This window comes from Thalassobacillus sp. C254, assembly GCF_001310615.1.
Map to the genome: position 1 here is coordinate 342,587 of NZ_BAXQ01000001.1, position 17,225 is coordinate 359,811.

8 protein-coding genes and 10 pseudogenes are annotated in these 17,225 nt (G+C 41.9%); 1 reads left to right on the plus strand and 17 read right to left on the minus strand.

Annotated elements, in window-relative coordinates; all coding sequences use genetic code 11:
- Window positions 1-151: 151 nt before the first annotated feature.
- The 12 genes and pseudogenes from JCM19033_RS01950 to JCM19033_RS02005 form a co-directional block, all read right to left on the minus strand.
- Entirely contained in the window at window positions 152-1,246 is a 1,095-nt protein-coding gene (locus JCM19033_RS01950; RefSeq protein ID WP_054635084.1) for a GerMN domain-containing protein, read from the minus strand.
- 340 nt (window positions 1,247-1,586) lie between these two features.
- Window positions 1,587-2,391, minus strand: a pseudogene (gene racE, locus JCM19033_RS01955) (glutamate racemase).
- Between the two features lie 53 nt (window positions 2,392-2,444).
- Window positions 2,445-2,891, minus strand: coding sequence for a MarR family winged helix-turn-helix transcriptional regulator (locus tag JCM19033_RS01960; protein WP_054635085.1), 447 nt, complete (start codon window positions 2,889-2,891; stop codon window positions 2,445-2,447).
- A gap of 213 nt (window positions 2,892-3,104) precedes the next feature.
- A pseudogene (ptsP, locus tag JCM19033_RS01965) lies at window positions 3,105-4,821 on the minus strand (phosphoenolpyruvate--protein phosphotransferase).
- Window positions 4,821-5,084, minus strand: coding sequence for a phosphocarrier protein HPr (locus tag JCM19033_RS01970; RefSeq protein ID WP_054635086.1), 264 nt, complete (start codon window positions 5,082-5,084; stop codon window positions 4,821-4,823). Before JCM19033_RS01970 ends, ptsP begins: the two are co-directional and overlap by 1 nt.
- A gap of 426 nt (window positions 5,085-5,510) precedes the next feature.
- Entirely contained in the window at window positions 5,511-5,726 is a 216-nt protein-coding gene (locus tag JCM19033_RS01975) for a response regulator transcription factor (protein ID WP_100400900.1), read from the minus strand.
- Window positions 5,727-5,915: 189 nt separating this feature from the next.
- Window positions 5,916-6,382, minus strand: a pseudogene (locus JCM19033_RS01980) (acyl-CoA thioesterase).
- Window positions 6,383-6,474: 92 nt separating this feature from the next.
- Window positions 6,475-7,233: pseudogene (gene sdhB / locus JCM19033_RS01985) on the minus strand (succinate dehydrogenase iron-sulfur subunit).
- A pseudogene (sdhA, locus tag JCM19033_RS01990) lies at window positions 7,230-9,006 on the minus strand (succinate dehydrogenase flavoprotein subunit). The pseudogenes sdhB and sdhA overlap by 4 nt, the downstream one beginning before the upstream one ends.
- A 24-nt stretch (window positions 9,007-9,030) precedes the next feature.
- Window positions 9,031-9,646 (minus strand): annotated as a pseudogene (locus tag JCM19033_RS01995) (succinate dehydrogenase cytochrome b558 subunit).
- A gap of 283 nt (window positions 9,647-9,929) precedes the next feature.
- Window positions 9,930-10,100: a hypothetical protein gene (locus JCM19033_RS24040; RefSeq protein ID WP_198153391.1), complete on the minus strand. Its 171-nt coding sequence runs from the start codon at window positions 10,098-10,100 to the stop codon at window positions 9,930-9,932.
- Window positions 10,101-10,151: 51 nt separating this feature from the next.
- Window positions 10,152-11,501: pseudogene (locus JCM19033_RS02005) on the minus strand (TrkH family potassium uptake protein).
- A gap of 115 nt (window positions 11,502-11,616) precedes the next feature.
- Here JCM19033_RS02005 and JCM19033_RS02010 point away from each other — a divergent pair.
- Complete coding sequence (locus JCM19033_RS02010) at window positions 11,617-12,096, plus strand: DUF2507 domain-containing protein (protein WP_157049701.1); 480 nt, start codon at window positions 11,617-11,619, stop codon at window positions 12,094-12,096.
- Here the strand turns inward: JCM19033_RS02010 and uvrC are convergent.
- The 5 genes and pseudogenes from uvrC to JCM19033_RS02035 all read right to left on the minus strand — a co-directional run bounded on the left by uvrC (window position 12,082) and on the right by JCM19033_RS02035 (window position 17,191).
- A pseudogene (gene uvrC / locus JCM19033_RS02015) lies at window positions 12,082-13,851 on the minus strand (excinuclease ABC subunit UvrC). The gene JCM19033_RS02010 and the pseudogene uvrC overlap by 15 nt on opposite strands.
- A gap of 273 nt (window positions 13,852-14,124) precedes the next feature.
- Window positions 14,125-14,439: a thioredoxin gene (gene trxA, locus JCM19033_RS02020; RefSeq protein ID WP_054635088.1), complete on the minus strand. Its 315-nt coding sequence runs from the start codon at window positions 14,437-14,439 to the stop codon at window positions 14,125-14,127.
- Window positions 14,440-14,632: 193 nt separating this feature from the next.
- Window positions 14,633-15,602, minus strand: a pseudogene (locus JCM19033_RS02025) (electron transfer flavoprotein subunit alpha/FixB family protein).
- Window positions 15,603-15,615: 13 nt separating this feature from the next.
- On the minus strand, window positions 15,616-16,389 hold the full coding sequence (locus JCM19033_RS02030; RefSeq protein WP_054635089.1) for an electron transfer flavoprotein subunit beta/FixA family protein: 774 nt from the start codon (window positions 16,387-16,389) through the stop codon (window positions 15,616-15,618).
- Window positions 16,390-16,419: 30 nt separating this feature from the next.
- A pseudogene (locus JCM19033_RS02035) lies at window positions 16,420-17,191 on the minus strand (enoyl-CoA hydratase).
- Window positions 17,192-17,225: the final 34 nt, after the last annotated feature.

Sequence of the window (17,225 nt, forward strand, 5' to 3'; positions counted from 1 at the left end):
TCTTTCTTTTGATCGCCTTATGTATATGTATTACACTATCTCCAGCAAGAAAAAACAGGAAATTTCCGCTTAGGAACATGAAAGAAGGCAGCTTAAGCAGAGCCACCTTCCCTGATTCCTAATTGATTATAGCAGACTTTGATTAGAAGTTCTAAAATTCTCCTGTATTGACCTGGGCAGGTCTGGAAACAGGCTCGGCCAAAACCTCACCAGAAGTAGTCAGAACTTCATCTGTCCCCTCTACACTGACTGCTACTTCCTCGATACCCTCCAGTTCAGTAAAGGAAAGTGCCAGAGTGTTCAACACATGATTTGAAATCGCAGTGCCTTCAAGTTCGCTTAAAATCTGGTCATTAAAAGTAAGAGAGACAACGCCAGCTTCAACAGTCGGTTCCTCTGTTAACTCTACTCCATTTCTAAAGTCCGATAACAAAGAACTCTCGTGCTCTGGTCCCTCCAACAATTCTTCAACCACACTCTCCATTTGGTCTTTTTCCCGGTCTACCCTGCGAGTGACTGGGACATAGTATACTTCCTCTCCCTTTTGAGAGAGGAAATACACTGAAACACTTTCACTCTGGGTGAGATCGCTTGCGTTTCCTGTTTCAAGATTGATCCCATTCGACCGGCTTAACCCATCTCCAATAGGCGTTTCATTTACAGGCATTACTTCTTGATCGTAGCCATTAATCCTAATTTGAACTTCTTCTACGTTTTCAAATTGTGTCAATGTCCATGTAATGGATTGAAGGATTGATAATTCTTTATCTGCCGGGTATTCTTCGAATTCTGGAGAAAAGTCCGCCACTGCTGTTCCGTCCTCTGTTAAATGAACATCTATCTCTGTCCCGGGAGGCAGTACGGCTTGAAAGCCATTTGGAATCATTTGAGTAACAGGGCCATCAATAACCAGGTATTCTAACGCCTGTCTAAGCGCCCCCTCCTCTTTTGGCAGCGACAAGGTTTGGGGAACAACCATCCCATCTTCGTCTAACAAATATATTTCTCTATCAACAGTTTCCTCACTTATTTCTGCTGACCCCTCTTCTGATTCTGCTCCCTCTTCTTCAGAGGTGCCGTCGACCTCGTTTCCTGCCTCCATTTCTAAATCAGTCCCCTCATCTATATAATCAATTTGAGGGGAGTCCATTTCTTGACCAGCTTCATTATTCCCAAAGCCGCACCCGCTTAACAACAGACCAAGGACAGCTGCTCCAGACACCCCTTTGATGATTGCTCTCTTCATGATCTATTCCCTCCCATACCTGTTTGTACTTTTATGTATACGAGTACCAGGTTGAAATAGACCAAGCATTTTATACAGGGGCCGTATTGATAGCAAAAAACCTTCATCTAGGGCTTGAAAGGTATTGTCACAAAAAGGGGAGAGAGATGCCGGCTAACGAACTGCTATGCTGCCTGTGAGCAAAAGAAACGATGATGGGAACGAAAAAGGCGGGACTGAGAACATGTTACGCCCTAAAAGCTTGAACTTTCTTAACATATGCCAAGAATTGGTAATATGTAAAAAGAGGGTTTCGCCAACAAGATAAACTGTTGGGAAACCCTCTTAACCCTTATTAGTATTATGATATGGCTTCCAAAGTAATGGGGTTCACCTTATCTATTTTTACATCCAGCCAGCGGTTCGCGATCGTGCGAAACTGTTCAGAAGACCCTGTCGTATAAAAAATATGTTCAGGCTCACGGTCACTTGTAAACTGAAGACCATTGTGATAAAGCAAAGTACTTACTTCCCTGGCCGTTTCATCTCCAGAAGAAATGAGTATAATATCATCCCCGACGGCTTGTTGAATGACATCGTAAAGAAGTGGATAATGGGTGCACCCCAGAATTAAAGTATCAAATGATTTCCCTTTTAACGGAGCCAATGTTTGCTTTACAATAGTTAAAGCTTCTTCCCCTTCACACATTCCTTGCTCAACAAGAGGAACAAACGGAGGGCACGCCAAGCTTTCTATTTTTATTTGTGCGTTTATTGTCTTAAGTGCCGTTCATATGCCCGGCTCGTTATCGTACCGTTTGTTCCTATCACTGCCACGTGGTCTGTCTGAGTCAGCTTTAGTGCTGCAATGGCACCAGCTGAACAACGCCGACCACAGGAATAGGAAGTTCCTGTCTTACTTCCTCAAGAACCACAGCTGTGGCTGTATTACAGGCAATCACAAGCATTTTTATATCCTTGTCCATCAACCGGTCTATCATTTGCCACGTATATGTACGCACTTCTTCAGTAGGACGAGGCCCGTATGGACAGCGAGCAGTATCCCCGATATATATCATCTTTTCTTTAGGCAGCTGTCTTGCTATCTCTTTTGCAACAGTTAAGCCACCAAGCCCTGAATCAATTACACCAATTGGTTGGTCCACTTACATTCCCTCAATTTCTATATGATTTTACCACTTACGAGAAGGAAAATTTTTCATCCTCGCTGGTCATTATCTATCATCACCTGGTGAAGGGACGAAAGGTTCTTCTCTAGTGAATTCACTTCTTCTTCGGAGAAATGGATGAGTACATCTGCTAAATACTCCTGTCGTTTTCGTATGACTTCCCGGATAATACTTTCCCCTTTTTCAAGAAGATGAATCCTGACAACACGACGGTCTTTTGTATCTTTGACTCTTTCAACAAGTTCATTCTTCTCCATTCGATCAACCAAATCCGTTGTGGTGCTGCAGGCAAGGTACATTTTGTTAGATAAATCTCCTATGGTCATATCCCCACTTTCATGGAGCCATTGTAAGGCTACAAATTGAGGGGGAGTAATAGGAAACTGGTCTAATATTTCCCTGCCGCGCTGCTTTACAATATACGATACTCTTCGCAAGGATTTTTCTATATCTGCAACTTGGGTTTTGTCCGCCATTCTACAGCCTCCCGAGATTCACAATCTGGTTTTATTTTCTCTGTTTTCTTTTGAAATTGCAAGCCTTTAAGAGGAACATTACGTGAACTCCGAGTCTTACTTTCACTATATGCAGCGGCGAAAAAAAAGTCATTTCACCCATAAAAAATGCCGCCTGCTTACTTCAGGCGGCATGGTACTCTGGCAGGATGTCCTAAAACAGGAAAGGTTGAACTAGATAAACCCTTTTTCTTTTACTAACTCTGCCACTTCATCAGCTGTAGATAACGTTAAAGCTTCCTCTACTAGCTTTTCTGCATCTTTTTTAGTTAAGCTTCTTATTTGTGACCTGGCTGGAAGCACAGAAGTAGCACTCATACTAAATTCATCCAGTCCTAGACCTAATAAAAGGGGTACGGCTGTTTCTTCCCCAGCCATTTCTCCACACATTCCTGCCCATTTTCCTTCCTTGTGAGCTGCTTCAATTACACTTTTCACCAGTCGTAAAATGGCAGGATGGTAAGGCTGATATAAATGTGATACTTTTTCACTCATACGGTCAGCAGCAAGTGTATACTGAATTAAATCATTAGTGCCGATGCTGAAAAAGTCAACTTCTTTTGCAAACAGTTCTGCTGCCACAGCTGTGGAAGGGATCTCTACCATGATTCCTACTTCAATATCCTCGGAAACATTCACGGCTTCTTCAATCAGCTGTTCTCTTTCTTCTGCTAAAATCATTTTAGCCTGCCTAACTTCTTCTAGAGTGGCTACCATGGGAAACATGATTTTCAAGTTTCCATAAGAACTTGCCCGTAAAAGAGCACGAAGCTGTGTACGGAAAATATCTGTCCGTTCCAAACATAGTCGAATCGCTCTAAATCCTAAAAATGGGTTCATTTCTTCTGGAAGGTCAAGATATGGGAGCTCTTTGTCTCCTCCAATATCAAGGGTACGGATGACTACCGGTTTGCCTTCCATCTTTTCGACTACTGTTTTATACGCTTCAAACTGCTCTTCTTCTGTAGGAAGCTGGTCTCTTCCCATATACAAAAACTCCGTACGGTACAATCCAATTCCTTGAGCTCCATTGCTTAGCACACCCTCCATGTCATTTGGAGTTCCAATGTTGCTGCCAGCTCTACTTCATGGCCGTCCTTTGTTTCTGATGGTTCATTGATAAGCTTTTCCCATTCTTTTCGTTGAGCGTTGAATTTTTCAAGCTTTTCCCGGTATTGTTTGACTACCTCTTCTTCCGGTTGATGAGCACATCACCTTCCAAGCCGTCTACAATAACAAGATCTCCGTTCTTCACTGTCTCTGTAGCATTTTTTGTTCCTACCACGGCAGGGATTTCCATGGAACGAGCCATGATAGCAGAATGGGACGTACGCCCGCCAATGTCCGTAGCAAACCCGCGAATGTATGTTAAGTTTAATTGGGCAGTATCTGAAGGCGTTAAATCTTCAGCGATAACTACTGTTTCTTCATCAATTGTAGCTAAACTTGTGTTCTCTACACCTAAAAGGTGAAGAAGAACCCGTTTAGATACATCACGGATATCGGCAGCCCGTTCTTTCATATATTCGTTATCCATGTTTTCAAACAAGGAAACAAACGTGTCAGAAACTTCTTTCATCGCAAATTCAGCGTTCACGTTGTCGCCTTTAATTTTGTTCGTGACTCCATCGATAATTTCCGGATCTGATAAGACAAGAAGATGAGCTGAAAAAATCTCAGCCTTGTCTTCTCCCATTTCTTTTAACGTCTTCTCTTTAATGAGCTGGAGTTCTTCTTTGGCTTTAGCAAGGGAGTTGTTAAAACGCTTAATCTCTTGATCCGTATCTGTTACTTCCTTCTTTGAAAGATCCATCTCCGGTGTTTCCAATAAGAATGCTTTGGCAATTGCAATGCCTTTAGAGGCGGCAATACCAGTAAGGTTTAAAGACATTATTCTCCTAACCCCTCTTTAATTACTTCTGCCACACCGTTAAGCGCTTCTTCTTCATCAGAGCCCTCTGCTTTCACTGTGACTTCTGCTCCTTTGCCAACTCCAAGAGACATGACGCCCATGATTGATTTTAAGTTCACAGATTTACCGTTGTATTCCAAGGTAATGTCAGAAGAGTACTGACCTGCTTTGTTGACAAGCTGTGTTGCCGGCCGTGCATGAATTCCAGTTTCATCAGTAATTGTAAACGTTTGCTCTTGCATGATAATAACCCCTTTACTATTTGTTTTATTTTAGTGAGTAAGGAATAAGGAAGCCTTCCTGTTATTTATAATGTCCTTTACTTACGTTACCACAAACATGCGGTTTTCAACCTAAAAGATGAGCTGAAAGCATAAAAAAAGGCATGAGTAAAATGAATCAACCTTATAAAGAAGTGAAAATGATTCTTTATATGGTCAATCACTTATTTACTCATGCCTGATCGTATCAGTAACACGTAAATCATGTTTGCGTTTTCAGTTTAGGCAGTAACCCTTATTTCAAAGTTATTATAGCATTGTGCATTTACCCAAACAAGTATTAAACACTCTTTAGGTAAAATTACATATTTTGACCAGAAAAAGGCCATTGGCCGCTTTTTATCCAATAAAAAACACCGGCCCCTCAAAGAGAGCAGCCGGCACTTATTAAATTTGAATCTCGCCAAGCCTGATTAATTCAATTACGGCCTGGGAGCGCCCCTTTACCCCCAGTTTTTGCATCGTATTTGAGATGTGATTTCTGACCGTTTTCTCACTAATATATAATTGGCCGGCGATTTCCTTTGTTGTTTTATCTTGAACAAGAAGTTCAAATACTTCTCGCTCCCGCTTGGTAAGAAGAGAGCGCGGGCCGCGTTCCATTTCTTTCAATGATGTCACCCTTTCTGGCATAGACTGCAGTCTCCTCTAACCTGGTTTCTTAGAGGTGCATATCATTGAAGAAAGAACTTAGTCACCCATATCCTATGTTATCAATTGTTTAACCGTTACCTGTTCTCAAACATAGCCACCATTTATTATAAAAAATAAACTGGTACCTATAACCTTTTCTTATTGGAGGCTTGCCTGCTTCTCATTTAGATCTGATAGCATTTCCTCATTCCAGGGTACCGACTTACCGCTGAATTTTGAAATTTGAACTATCGCTCCTCGTCCCGTTAAACAGTAGGAGCCCTCGTTGTTCACAGCAAGATAGTGTATATCAAGTGATGTGTTTCCGACATGATTGACTTTTACATACACGGATAATTTCTCATCAAAGAAAACCTGTCTCAAGTAATTGCACTGGAGGTCGGCAGTAACCACAATAGTGGAACTTTCTTCTTTCAACCACTCATCCATTAAACCTAAATGCTTAAAAAATCAATTCTGGCTTCTTCAAAATACACAAATGCGTTTGTATTATTTAAGTGCCCAAAAGCATCAGTTTCCGAAAAACGGACTTTCACTTCTGTACTGAATGAGAACTCATTCACCCACTCATTAAAATTTTTTATATACGGTATTGTTTTGGCCATCTCGTTAACCCTTTCTCTTTAAGGATATGAATCTATAAATTAAGCAAGGCCTCTATGAAAGAGGCCTTCTTATAATTTATACAATTACTGAATTACTGCTTGTCACTGCCAAAGAAGTTTTTGAAAGACTGAACTGTTGAAGAACGGTTTAGAGCCGCAATGGAAGTTGTTAAAGGAATACCCTTTGGACAAGATTGTACACAGTTTTGAGAATTACTGCAGTTTCCTAGTCCTCCATCTCCCATAATTGTTTCTAAACGTTCAGCACTATTCATCTCACCTGTTGGGTGAGCATTAAACAAACGAACTTGGGAAAGTGGGGCTGGTCCGATGAAGTTAGAGCGCTCATTTACATTCGGACATGCTTCTAAACAAACTCCGCACGTCATACATTTTGAAAGCTCATAAGCCCATTGGCGCTTGTTTTCTGCCATTCGAGGCCCGTCCTAAATCGTATGTTCCATCAATAGGAATCCATGCCTTCACCTTTTTCAAAGAATCAAACATCCGGCTTCTGTCTACCATTAAGTCACGGATTACAGGGAAGGTTTTCATAGGCTCCAAGCGAATTGGCTGTTCAAGCTGATCCACTAGGGCCGTACATGATTGACGCGGCTTACCATTTATCACCATAGAACATGCCCCGCATACTTCTTCAAGCAGTTCATGTCCCAGATTATTGGATTGGTCGCTTTGCCGTTTTTATTCACAGGATTTCTGCGAATCTCCATCAATGCAGAAATCACATTCATGTTTGGGCGATGGGTGACTTCAAATTCTTCCTCAAATGGTTCCTTATCCGGTCCTTCTTGGCGGGTGACGATCAAGCGAATTTTTTTATCTTCACTCATGATTTACCAGCTCCTTGTTTGTTGCCCGCTTTTGCTTTTGAATAATCACGCTTCCGCGGTGTAATAAGAGATACATCGACGTCTTCATATTCGAAATCAGGAGCGTCCTTCGCTGGGTTATATTTAGCCTTAGTTGTTTTCAACCATTCTTCATCGTTCCGATCTGGGAACTCAGGCTTATAGTGAGCTCCACGTGATTCATTACGGTTATAAGCACCAAGGGTAATCACTCTGGCAAGATGAAGCATCCCATGAAGCTGGCGTGTAAATGTAGCAGCTGGTTACTCCATTTTGCTGTGTCACTCATATTAATGTTTTCCCAACGCTCAAGCAGTTCCTGAATCTTTTCATCAGTTTTTAGGAGATTTTCATTCTCACGCACACTGTCACATTGTCAGTCATCCATTCGCCAAGTTCTTTATGAAGGACGTAGCATTTTCCTCGCCATCCATATTCATTATTTTATCATGAAGTTCTTCTTCTTTCTTCACTTGTGACTCGTAAATAGAAGAAGACATATCTTCAGCTGATTTCTCAAGGCCTTTCATGTACTCCACAGCTTTCGGTCCGGCTACCATTCCGCCATAAATCGCTGATAATAATGAATTAGCCCCTAAGCGGTTCGCACCATGCTGGGAATAATCACACTCACCCGCAGCAAACAATCCTGGGATATTTGTCATTTGGTCATAATCAATCCACATGCCGCCCATTGAATAGTGAACCGCAGGAATATTTTCATAGGAACCTTACGAGGATCATCTCCCATGAACTTTTCATAAATTTCCATAATTCCACCGAGTTTGATATCAAGCTCTTTAGGATCTTTATGGGAGAGGTCAAGATAAACCATGTTTTCCCCGTTAATGCCAAGCTTTTGCTCTACACAGACATTAAAGATTTCACGAGTGGCAATATCACGAGGTACCAAGTTACCATATGCAGGATATTTCTCTTCCAGGAAGTACCAAGGTTTACCGTCTTTATAGGTCCAGACTCGTCCGCCTTCCCCACGTGCTGATTCACTCATTAGACGAAGCTTATCGTCTCCCGGAATAGCAGTCGGATGAATTTGAATAAATTCTCCATTAGCATAGTATACGCCCTGCTTATAAAGAGCAGCAGCCGCATACCCTGTGTTTATGATTGAGTTCGTTGATTTTCCAAAGATGATTCCTGGTCCGCCCGTTGCCATAATAACAGCGTCACCGCGGAAGCTTTGAATTTCCATGCTTTGAAGGTTCTGACCAGTAACGCCTCGGCAAACACCTTCATCATCCATTACGGCTGAAAGAAATTCCCAGCCTCATACTTTGTCACAAGGCCAGCTACTTCATAACGACGGACCTGCTCGTCCAATGCATAAAGAAGCTGCTGACCAGTAGTCGCCCCTGCAAATGCCGTTCTGTGATGCTGTGTTCCACCGAAACGGCGGAAATCCAGAAGACCTTCCGGAGTACGGTTAAACATTACACCCATGCGATCCATAAGATGGATAATGCCAGGTGCCGCTTCTGTCATTGCTTTTACCGGAGGCTGGTTTGCAAGAAAGTCTCCTCCGTAAACAGAATCATCAAAGTGTTCCCAAGGAGAATCCCCTTCCCCTTTTGTATTTACTGCACCATTAATTCCGCCTTGTGCACATACAGAGTGAGAACGTTTAACAGGAACCAAGGATAAAAGGTCTACCTGGACACCTGCTTCTGCAGCTTTGATGGTCGCCATAAGACCAGCAAGACCGCCACCCACTACGATAATTTTTCCATTGCTCATGTCCACTCACTCCTTAAATATTCGCTAATTCAGGTTGATAAATGCAAAGATTGCACGCACGCCGATGAACGTTAAAATGACAAAAACACCGATTGTTGCGTAGGTTGCAATTTTTTGGGAACGAGGGGTGATTGTAATTCCCCATGATACCAAGAAAGACCAAAGCCCATTAGAAAAGTGGAACGTTGCAGCTACCACACCGGCTATATAGAAAACAAGCATAAACGGCTGCTTAAAATGTCCGCCATCATATCATAATTCACTTCCACGCCCAGAGCGGCTTGTATTCTCGTTTCCCATACGTGCCACGCAATGAAAATAAGAAGGAATACTCCAGTGATTCTTTGAAGTAAAAACATCCAGTTACGAAAATACCATAGCGCCTTGTATTACTCTTGCCCTGGAATGCTATGTACAGTCCATAAATTGCATGATATAAAAGTGGAATAAAGATGATTAACAGTTCAAGTGCATATCTAAAGGGAAGCCCTTCCATAAAGTGAGCAGCCTGGTTAAATGAGCTTGCTCCATACACCGCAAAGTGGTTAACAATTAAGTGTTGAATTAAAAAGATCCCAACTGGAATAACTCCTAGCAATGAATGCAGTCGACGATTGAAAAATTCACGATTCCCTGCCATGCCTGTGTCCCCCCACAAAATGTTTTTTTAACCTTTGTTGTCGTTTCTCCTACTATTCTCTCTATACTTTTCTCTATGAAACAACCTCCCTGTTTGAGTATGGAAGAACGAACTGGGGAGCTAAAGAAAAAGCAGTTAGTTTGCCGATGCAAATCAGTTACTGCAATTAAGCGGTTATGTATGCTCTCCTGACAAATTGTCTTCCACATCAATAATTACATCCAAAGACTCTCAGCCTTTGTGAGGATCATAGAATGAGCGGATGCTCACCTGATTCTCTTTTCTACTTTAACGCACAAAAAGCTACAGTTAAAAACCACTTTAGAGACCTGTTCACTTGCATATATGTCTCTAATTTCGCCATAAATCTGACAAATTTATTGTACTCCCACTTTCCATGCTCGTCAAGAAAGCGTATACCTATTTTTCTTCCTCTTATGCATGGATTATCCACTAATAGAAAAACAGAGGGTGACAGCCTCTGTTTACCTTCCATTTCCTCTTTTTATCCGATAATCATTCGTTCAGTTGGATATTTATAATGAGTCTTTGTATCTTTTTCTTTACAGAAAATAAAAATACTAGAATCCCCACTCTACCGACAAACATGAGGAACAGGAGGATAATTTGACTCGGCATGCTCAAGTCTGCTGTTATCCCAGTGGACAGTCCGCATGTTCCAAAAGCAGAACTGGTTTCAAAAATAACATCAATAAGCTCGACATTTTGATTTTCTCTCTCCAGGCTGTGATCATGGTTACTGCCGATACAAGTCCAACGAAAAAGAAGGATAACACAATAAACGCTTTCTGCTTGTCTTCTGGGTGAACCTCTCTGCCAAATACTTTTACGTCACTTTTTCCAAGTGCAAAGCTTCGAATGGTTAAAAACATAACGGCCAGTGTGGTCGTTCGGATACCTCCGCCAACACTTGAAGGGCTCGCCCCTATAATCATTAAAGCGGAGAGAAAAAGAAGCGTCGGGAGAGTATAGTCCGATATTTCCATTGTGGACAGTCCTGCACTTCTGGCTGTTGCTGAATTAAACAGGTTAAAAAACAGCTGCTGGTGCCACTCCATACCTACATAATAATAATTTCGTTCAAAAGCCCAAAGACCAAATACACCAATAATGAAGACAAGAAAATAAGTAGTAACAGTCACTTTTGTAAACAGACTGAATTTAAATTGCCGGTCTTTTGATGAGAAATATTCTTTTAACTCCATTAATACTGGAAATCCGATAGCTCCGGAAAAGATAAGCAATATGACTATAAATTGAACATAATAATCATCAGCAAATGGAATTAATGATTGTCCTGTCACATCAAAGCCAGCATTCGTAAACGCTGACAATGCAGCAAAGGCCCCCTGATAATATGCCTGTCCCACAGAATCAAAATATTGGATGTAATATGTCCCCAGGATTAAGGCCCCTATTAATTCGATGGCTAGGGCGGTCAGTAAGATTCCACGCATCAGCTTCACCATGCCTGAAAATTGATACTGGTTCTGATCCACCATAATTAATAATCTTCTTGAAAGATTAATTTTCTGTCCAAACAACAGCCAGACAAAGGTCCCCAGGGTCATAATGCCGATTCCCCCCAGCTGAATGGCCACAGCCAAAAAAAGACACCTACGTAGCTATAGGTCTGAGACACATCTACCACTGTCAACCCAGTTACACTTACAGCCGATATTGATGTGAATAATGCTTCAAAATAAGTCAGGTTAACACCTGGCTGCTGAGAAATCGGCATCCATAGAAGGAGGCTGATTAAAAACATAGTAATAATATATGCAACGATAATGAATCGAAATGGCGACATGAACTTTGCTAGACGGGTTTTCATTATGTTCAACCTCCGACAAGTTTCGGGCCTAAGTATACCATTTATCCTACCGAGATTCTATAGAGAAAATAGCTGAAACCCGCTATAATATAGATAGAGAAAGTGGGGGCCTTTTATGGAAAAAGAGAATCAGTCATATACAGACTTTGGATATGAGCTTATCCGCGACACTCTTCTTCCTGAGCTTTTAGGAAAAGAACATAGCGAGATACTATATTGGGGCGGGAAAGCCCTGGCAAGGAATTTCCCATTGGAATCCATTGATGAAATTAAAGAGTTTTTCGTGAAAGCCGGATGGGGAGAAGTTCATATATTAAAAGAAAAGAAAAGCGAAATTCTTATAGAACTAGAACTTCCACACCTGGCTGGAGGAAAAAAAGCTTCGTTTGACCGCCACCTGGAAGCGGGCTTTCTGGCTGAGCAGTTAGAGCGGTTAACCAGCTGCCCTGCCGAAACATTTATTACTGATAAAAAACCAAAGTACTCTTTGAAGTTCATTGGGATCCTAAGGATCACTTCGGAAGAGAAACAAGAAAAACAAGAAAAAAGAGCAGCGGATCCTGAAAAGGGGCCGCTGCTCTTATTCTTCATTTAATCGCTGCATAATATCTTTTGCAACTTTGTCTGGGATAGAGGCATGGCGAAAATCCTCCAAAGAGGCCTCTTTCATTTTCTTTACAGAACCAAAATGCTTTAACAAGCTTCGTTTTCTCTTTTCCCCTACCCCTGGAACATCATCCAGAACAGAGGTAAACATTGTTTTGCCTCGTTTCTGTCTGTGAAAGGTTATAGCAAAGCGATGGACCTCATCTTGCACCCGCTGCAAGAGGTAAAACTCCGGCTGTCCCGTTTAAGGGTGACAAACTCAGGAGGGTCTCCCATAACCAGCTGGGCCGTTTTATGCTTTTCATCTTTTTCCAGACCAACAACAGGGTCAATAGGTCAAGTTCATCCTTTAAAACACTTTGAGCTGCTGAAAGCTGGCCTTTTCCTCCATCAATAACAATGAGATCAGGCAGAGGAGACTGCTCTTTCAACAGTCGCAGATATCTCCTTCGAACTACTTCTTTCATAGAGGCATAATCATCAGGACCTTTTACACTTCGCACTTTATATTTCCGGTAATCTTTCTTACTCGGCTTTCCATCTATAAACGTCACCATGGCAGCAACCGGATCGGCTCCTTGAATATTCGAGTTATCAAACGCTTCGATGTGATGAGGAGTATCTATTCCTAAAGCTTCCCCCAGCTTATCCACCGCTTTAATTGTTCTCTCTTCATCCCGTTCTATAAGGCAAAACGTTCTTTTAAAGCGGCTTCTGCATTCTTTTCGGCAAGCTTTACCAATTCCAGCTTTTCTCCCCGCTTAGGCTGATATACCTTCACTTCAAGCAGCTTTTCAACCATTTCTCGATCTAAATGGGCAGGAATAAAAATTTCCTTTGGTTTAATGTGCTCTGCCTTTAAATAGAATTGTCCGAGAAAAGTTAAAAATGCATCCTCTGCATCTTGATAATAAGGAAATACCGAAACATCCCTTTCAATCAATTTCCCCTGACGCACAAAGAAAACCTGAACACAAATCCAGCCTTTGTCAAAAGAATAAGCAAAGATATCTCTGTCAGTCTGGTCTTTAATCATCATTTTTTGTTTTTCCATAACCGAATCGATGTGCTGCACCATGTCTCTTAGTTCTTTGGCGCGTTCGAAGTTCAGCTCCTCTGCAGCAACATTCATTTTCTCCTGCAATTCAGCCTTTACGTCCTGATGGCCATTATTTAAAAAGCGTACAATTTCCTGAACCATTTCCTTGTTTTGCTCTTTACTGACCGGAAATTCACATGGGGCAAGGCACTGGCCTATGTGATAATAGAGGCACACCCTTTCTGGCAGCGTCCTGCATTTTCTTAAGGGATACAGACGGTCCAGTAACTTCTTTGTTTCGTTTGCTGCAAAAGCATTTGGATAGGGACCAAAATATTTCCCGCCGTCCTTTTTTACTTTTCTTGTTGTAAGTAAACGAGGATGAGTGTCGTTAGTAATTTTTAAATAAGGATACGATTTATCATCTTTTAACAAGACGTTGTACTTTGGTTCATATTTCTTTATTAAGTTCATCTCTAGTATGAGAGCTTCCAGGTTTGAAGAAGTGATAATATATTCGAAGTCTCTGATTTCGCTAACCAGTCTTTGAGTTTTTCCATCGTGAGAACCAGTAAAATAGGAGCGAACTCTATTCTTCAGTACCTTTGCTTTTCCTACATAGATGACAGTGTTGTTTTTATTTTTCATTAAATAGCAGCCTGGCTGATCAGGCAAGACTGCCAGCTTCTCTTTAAGTTGACTCATAGCTTCCACCTCTTTGTATTTTCTTGAGAGGCTATTTATTATTCCTGGCTTAATCATACTGCATGTAAGCTGTCTTATAAAGGAGGAACAGCAAGTAATACTATTCAGTCAATTGTATCTTCGATTTATGCGTTTATATCTACAATCAAAAGCCTTATAAAATCCGCATCATCCTTAAACAAAGCCTTTTAAAAAGAGAAGAGTGCAATGTAAACATACTAATTTACATAAAAAACTGGCGGCAAACGTCTTCTGCCACCAGTTCGTTTTTTCTTACAGATGTTTATTAAGCAGTTCTTCCAATTGCTCTTTTGGCTGGAAGCCAACCACTTGCTCGACTACTTCTCCCTCTTTGAATACAAGGAGAGTCGGGATACTCATTACCCCATATTTCCCAGCAGTTTCCTGGTTTTCGTCTACATCAAGCTTAGCAATCTTCACTTTGTCTCCCATTTCAGAATCAAGTTCCTCTAAAACAGGCGCAATCATTTTACAAGGTCCGCACCACGGAGCCCAAAAATCTGCAAGAACTACACCCGCAGATGTTTCTTCCGCAAAGTTTTGATCAGTTACGTTTACAATTGCCATTATAATCCTCCTTTGGTCAACACTTTAGTTACACATATGCATTATAGCATTGCCAAATGATAGAAGCGAATAACTTGCACTAGTTAGAATACCCGAAAATAAAAATATAAAACTGGACATTTTATGTGCCCCGAACAGGAAACAAAAAGAAGGGTAGCACCAAAAGCAGGCTTTTGGGACACCCTTCTTTGTCTTACGCTGTAACTTTCTTAAACTCTTCAGTAAGAAGCGGAATTACTTCAAACAGGTCGCCTACTATTCCATAGTCTGCTACTTCAAATATAGGCGCTTCAGGATCTTTGTTAATCGCAACGATGACCTTGGAATTGGACATTCCCGCCAAATGCTGAATGGCCCCGGAAAGACCTGCCGCAATGTAAAGGTCAGGGGTTACCACTTTACCTGTCTGCCCAATTTGCAAAGCGTAGTCACAATACTCGGCATCGCAGGCACCCCGGGATGCCCCTACAGCCCCGCCTAACACTTCAGCAAGTTCATAAAGCGGCTTAAACCCTTCATCACTTTTTACTCCACGGCCGCCGGCAACAATAACCTTCGCTTCAGATAAGTCTACGCCGCCGGCTGTTTTCTTCACTACTTCTTTAATGATGGTTCGTAAGTCCTTGATATCTACGTCAATAGACTGCACCTCTCCGCTTCTTGCCTCATCTTTCTCTAAAGAAGCGATGTTGTTGGGGCGAATGGTAGCAAATACGAGCCCATCCTCAATAGATTTCTTTTCAAAAGCCTTACCTGAATAAATAGGACGGGTAAAAACCGCTGTGCCTCCCTCTATCTCTATGTCCACAGCATCGGATACAAGTCCTGACCAAGTTTAGCTGCCAGTCGGGGAGCAAGATCCTTCCCTGAAGAAGTATGACCAAAGATAATCCCTCCGGGCTTTCTTGATCACACACTTGTAAAATTGCCTGCTGATAAGCGTCAGTGGTGTACTGCTTTAAGTCGGAATGCTCTGAAGTCAGCACACGGTCCGCCCCGTAATGAATCATTTCATTCGCAAAGCCACTCGCGTTCTCTCCAAAGAGAACACCGACTACTTCTCCTCCATCAGCAACCTTTTTAGCTGCTGCGATTGCTTCAAAGGTTACATTTCTAATTTCCCCATCACGGGTTTCTCCCAGAACAATTACTTTTTTAGCCATTCTAAATCCCTCCTTAGACAACTTTTGCTTCATTTTTCAATAGGTCAATTAATTCCTTCACCTGATCGTTCACATCGCCTTCAAGAATTTTCCCTTCTCCTTTTTCCGGAGGGAGAAAGCGATCAGTCGTTTTAGTCTTTGCTTCTACGTCCTCTTCCTCAAGATCTAAATCATCCAGGTCAAGGGTCTCTAATGGCTTTTTCTTTGCTTTCATAATCCCTGGAAGTGATGGGTACCTTGGTTCATTCAACCCTTGCTGGCAAGTCACCAGAAGAGGAAGAGCAGTTTCTACAATTTCGATGTCCCCTTCTACATCCCTTTCAATTGTTGCTTTATCTCCATCGACTGTAAGCTTTGTAATCGTTGTTACTTGATTAATTCCAAGACCTTCGGCCACACGAGGTGCTACCTGTCCAGCTCCATCATCAACGGCAACATTTCCCCCCAGGATAATGTCATACTCCTGGTCTTTTAAGTATGCCGTGAGCATAGTTGAGACACTAAAATGATCAATTTCACCATCAATATCCTCAATGTCCAGTAAAACGGCTTTGTCTGCTCCCATTGCCAGAGCGGTACGGAGCTCCTTTTCTGCTTCCTCATCCCCTACAGTTATGACCGTCACTTCCCCGCCATGAGCTTCTCGTAAAACAATGGCTTCCTCTATAGCGTACTCGTCATAGGGATTAATGATAAACTCTGCTCCCTCTTCATCAATTACCCCGTTGTTAATAACAATTTTCTCTTCCGTGTCAAATGTGCGCTTCATAATGACAAAAATATTCATTACTATCCCTCCCTAGTAAAATAAATTTGCTTAGTGGTCTTTAAATTGAGGTTTCCTTTTTTCAAGAAAAGCAGTGATTCCTTCTTTACTATCATGAGTTCCATACGATTCTCCAAAAAGCTCTGCTTCTCTTTCTACTCCTTTTCTAAAGTCCTCTCCTTTGCTGTAAGAGAGAAGCTCCATAATCATGCGAATGTTCACGGCACTCTTGGAAGCTATCTTTTCTGCAAGCTTTACAGCCGTTTCCAAATGCTCGCCTTCTGCACATACTTGATTTACCAGTCCTGCGGCTTTTGCTTCTCTCCCTGTTATGGCTCGCCGCTCAGCATCATTTCAGCTGCTTTTGCACTGCCTGCTATATGGGTCAGTCTCTGGGTGCCGGCAAAGCAGGAATGATTCCAAGGTTAAGCTCTGGCAGCCCGAGCTTTGCTTCTTCGGTTGCGATCCTTATGTGGCAGGCCATGGCAAGCTCCAATCCCCCTCCCAGAGCAGCTCCATGGATCGCCGCGATCACCGGTTTTGTAAGGGCTTCCAATCGTTCGAATAAAAGCTGCCCGTTTTTTGATAACCGGGCGAACTCTTCTTCATTATTCACCTGTGTAAATTCTTTAATATCAGCTCCCGCTGCAAAGAATTTACCTTCTCCGTGTAAAATAATAACCTTTACTTCTGAATCTTGTTCAAGCTCTTCTATTGCTTTCTCAAAGTCTTCCAGCAATGCTTTGGCTAGAGCATTAGCCGGGGGCCGATTTATGGTAATATACCCAATCTTATGTTCCTTTTTTATAGACAAATATGACATAATAAAGGCTGTCCCCCTCCTCGTTTCTTTAGCT

Bases quoted from the DNA above. Each gene is read 5' to 3' on its own strand.
- JCM19033_RS01950 (WP_054635084.1), bottom strand. From the start codon at position 1,246: ATGAAGAGAGCAATCATCAAAGGGGTGTCTGGAGCAGCTGTCCTTGGT.
- JCM19033_RS01960 (WP_054635085.1), bottom strand. From the start codon at position 2,891: ATGGCGGACAAAACCCAAGTTGCAGATATAGAAAAATCCTTGCGAAGA.
- JCM19033_RS01970 (WP_054635086.1), bottom strand. From the start codon at position 5,084: ATGCAAGAGCAAACGTTTACAATTACTGATGAAACTGGAATTCATGCA.
- JCM19033_RS01975 (WP_100400900.1), bottom strand. From the start codon at position 5,726: ATGGAACGCGGCCCGCGCTCTCTTCTTACCAAGCGGGAGCGAGAAGTA.
- JCM19033_RS02010 (WP_157049701.1), top strand. From the start codon at position 11,617: ATGGAAAAAGAGAATCAGTCATATACAGACTTTGGATATGAGCTTATC.
- trxA (WP_054635088.1), bottom strand. From the start codon at position 14,439: ATGGCAATTGTAAACGTAACTGATCAAAACTTTGCGGAAGAAACATCT.
- JCM19033_RS02030 (WP_054635089.1), bottom strand. From the start codon at position 16,389: ATGAATATTTTTGTCATTATGAAGCGCACATTTGACACGGAAGAGAAA.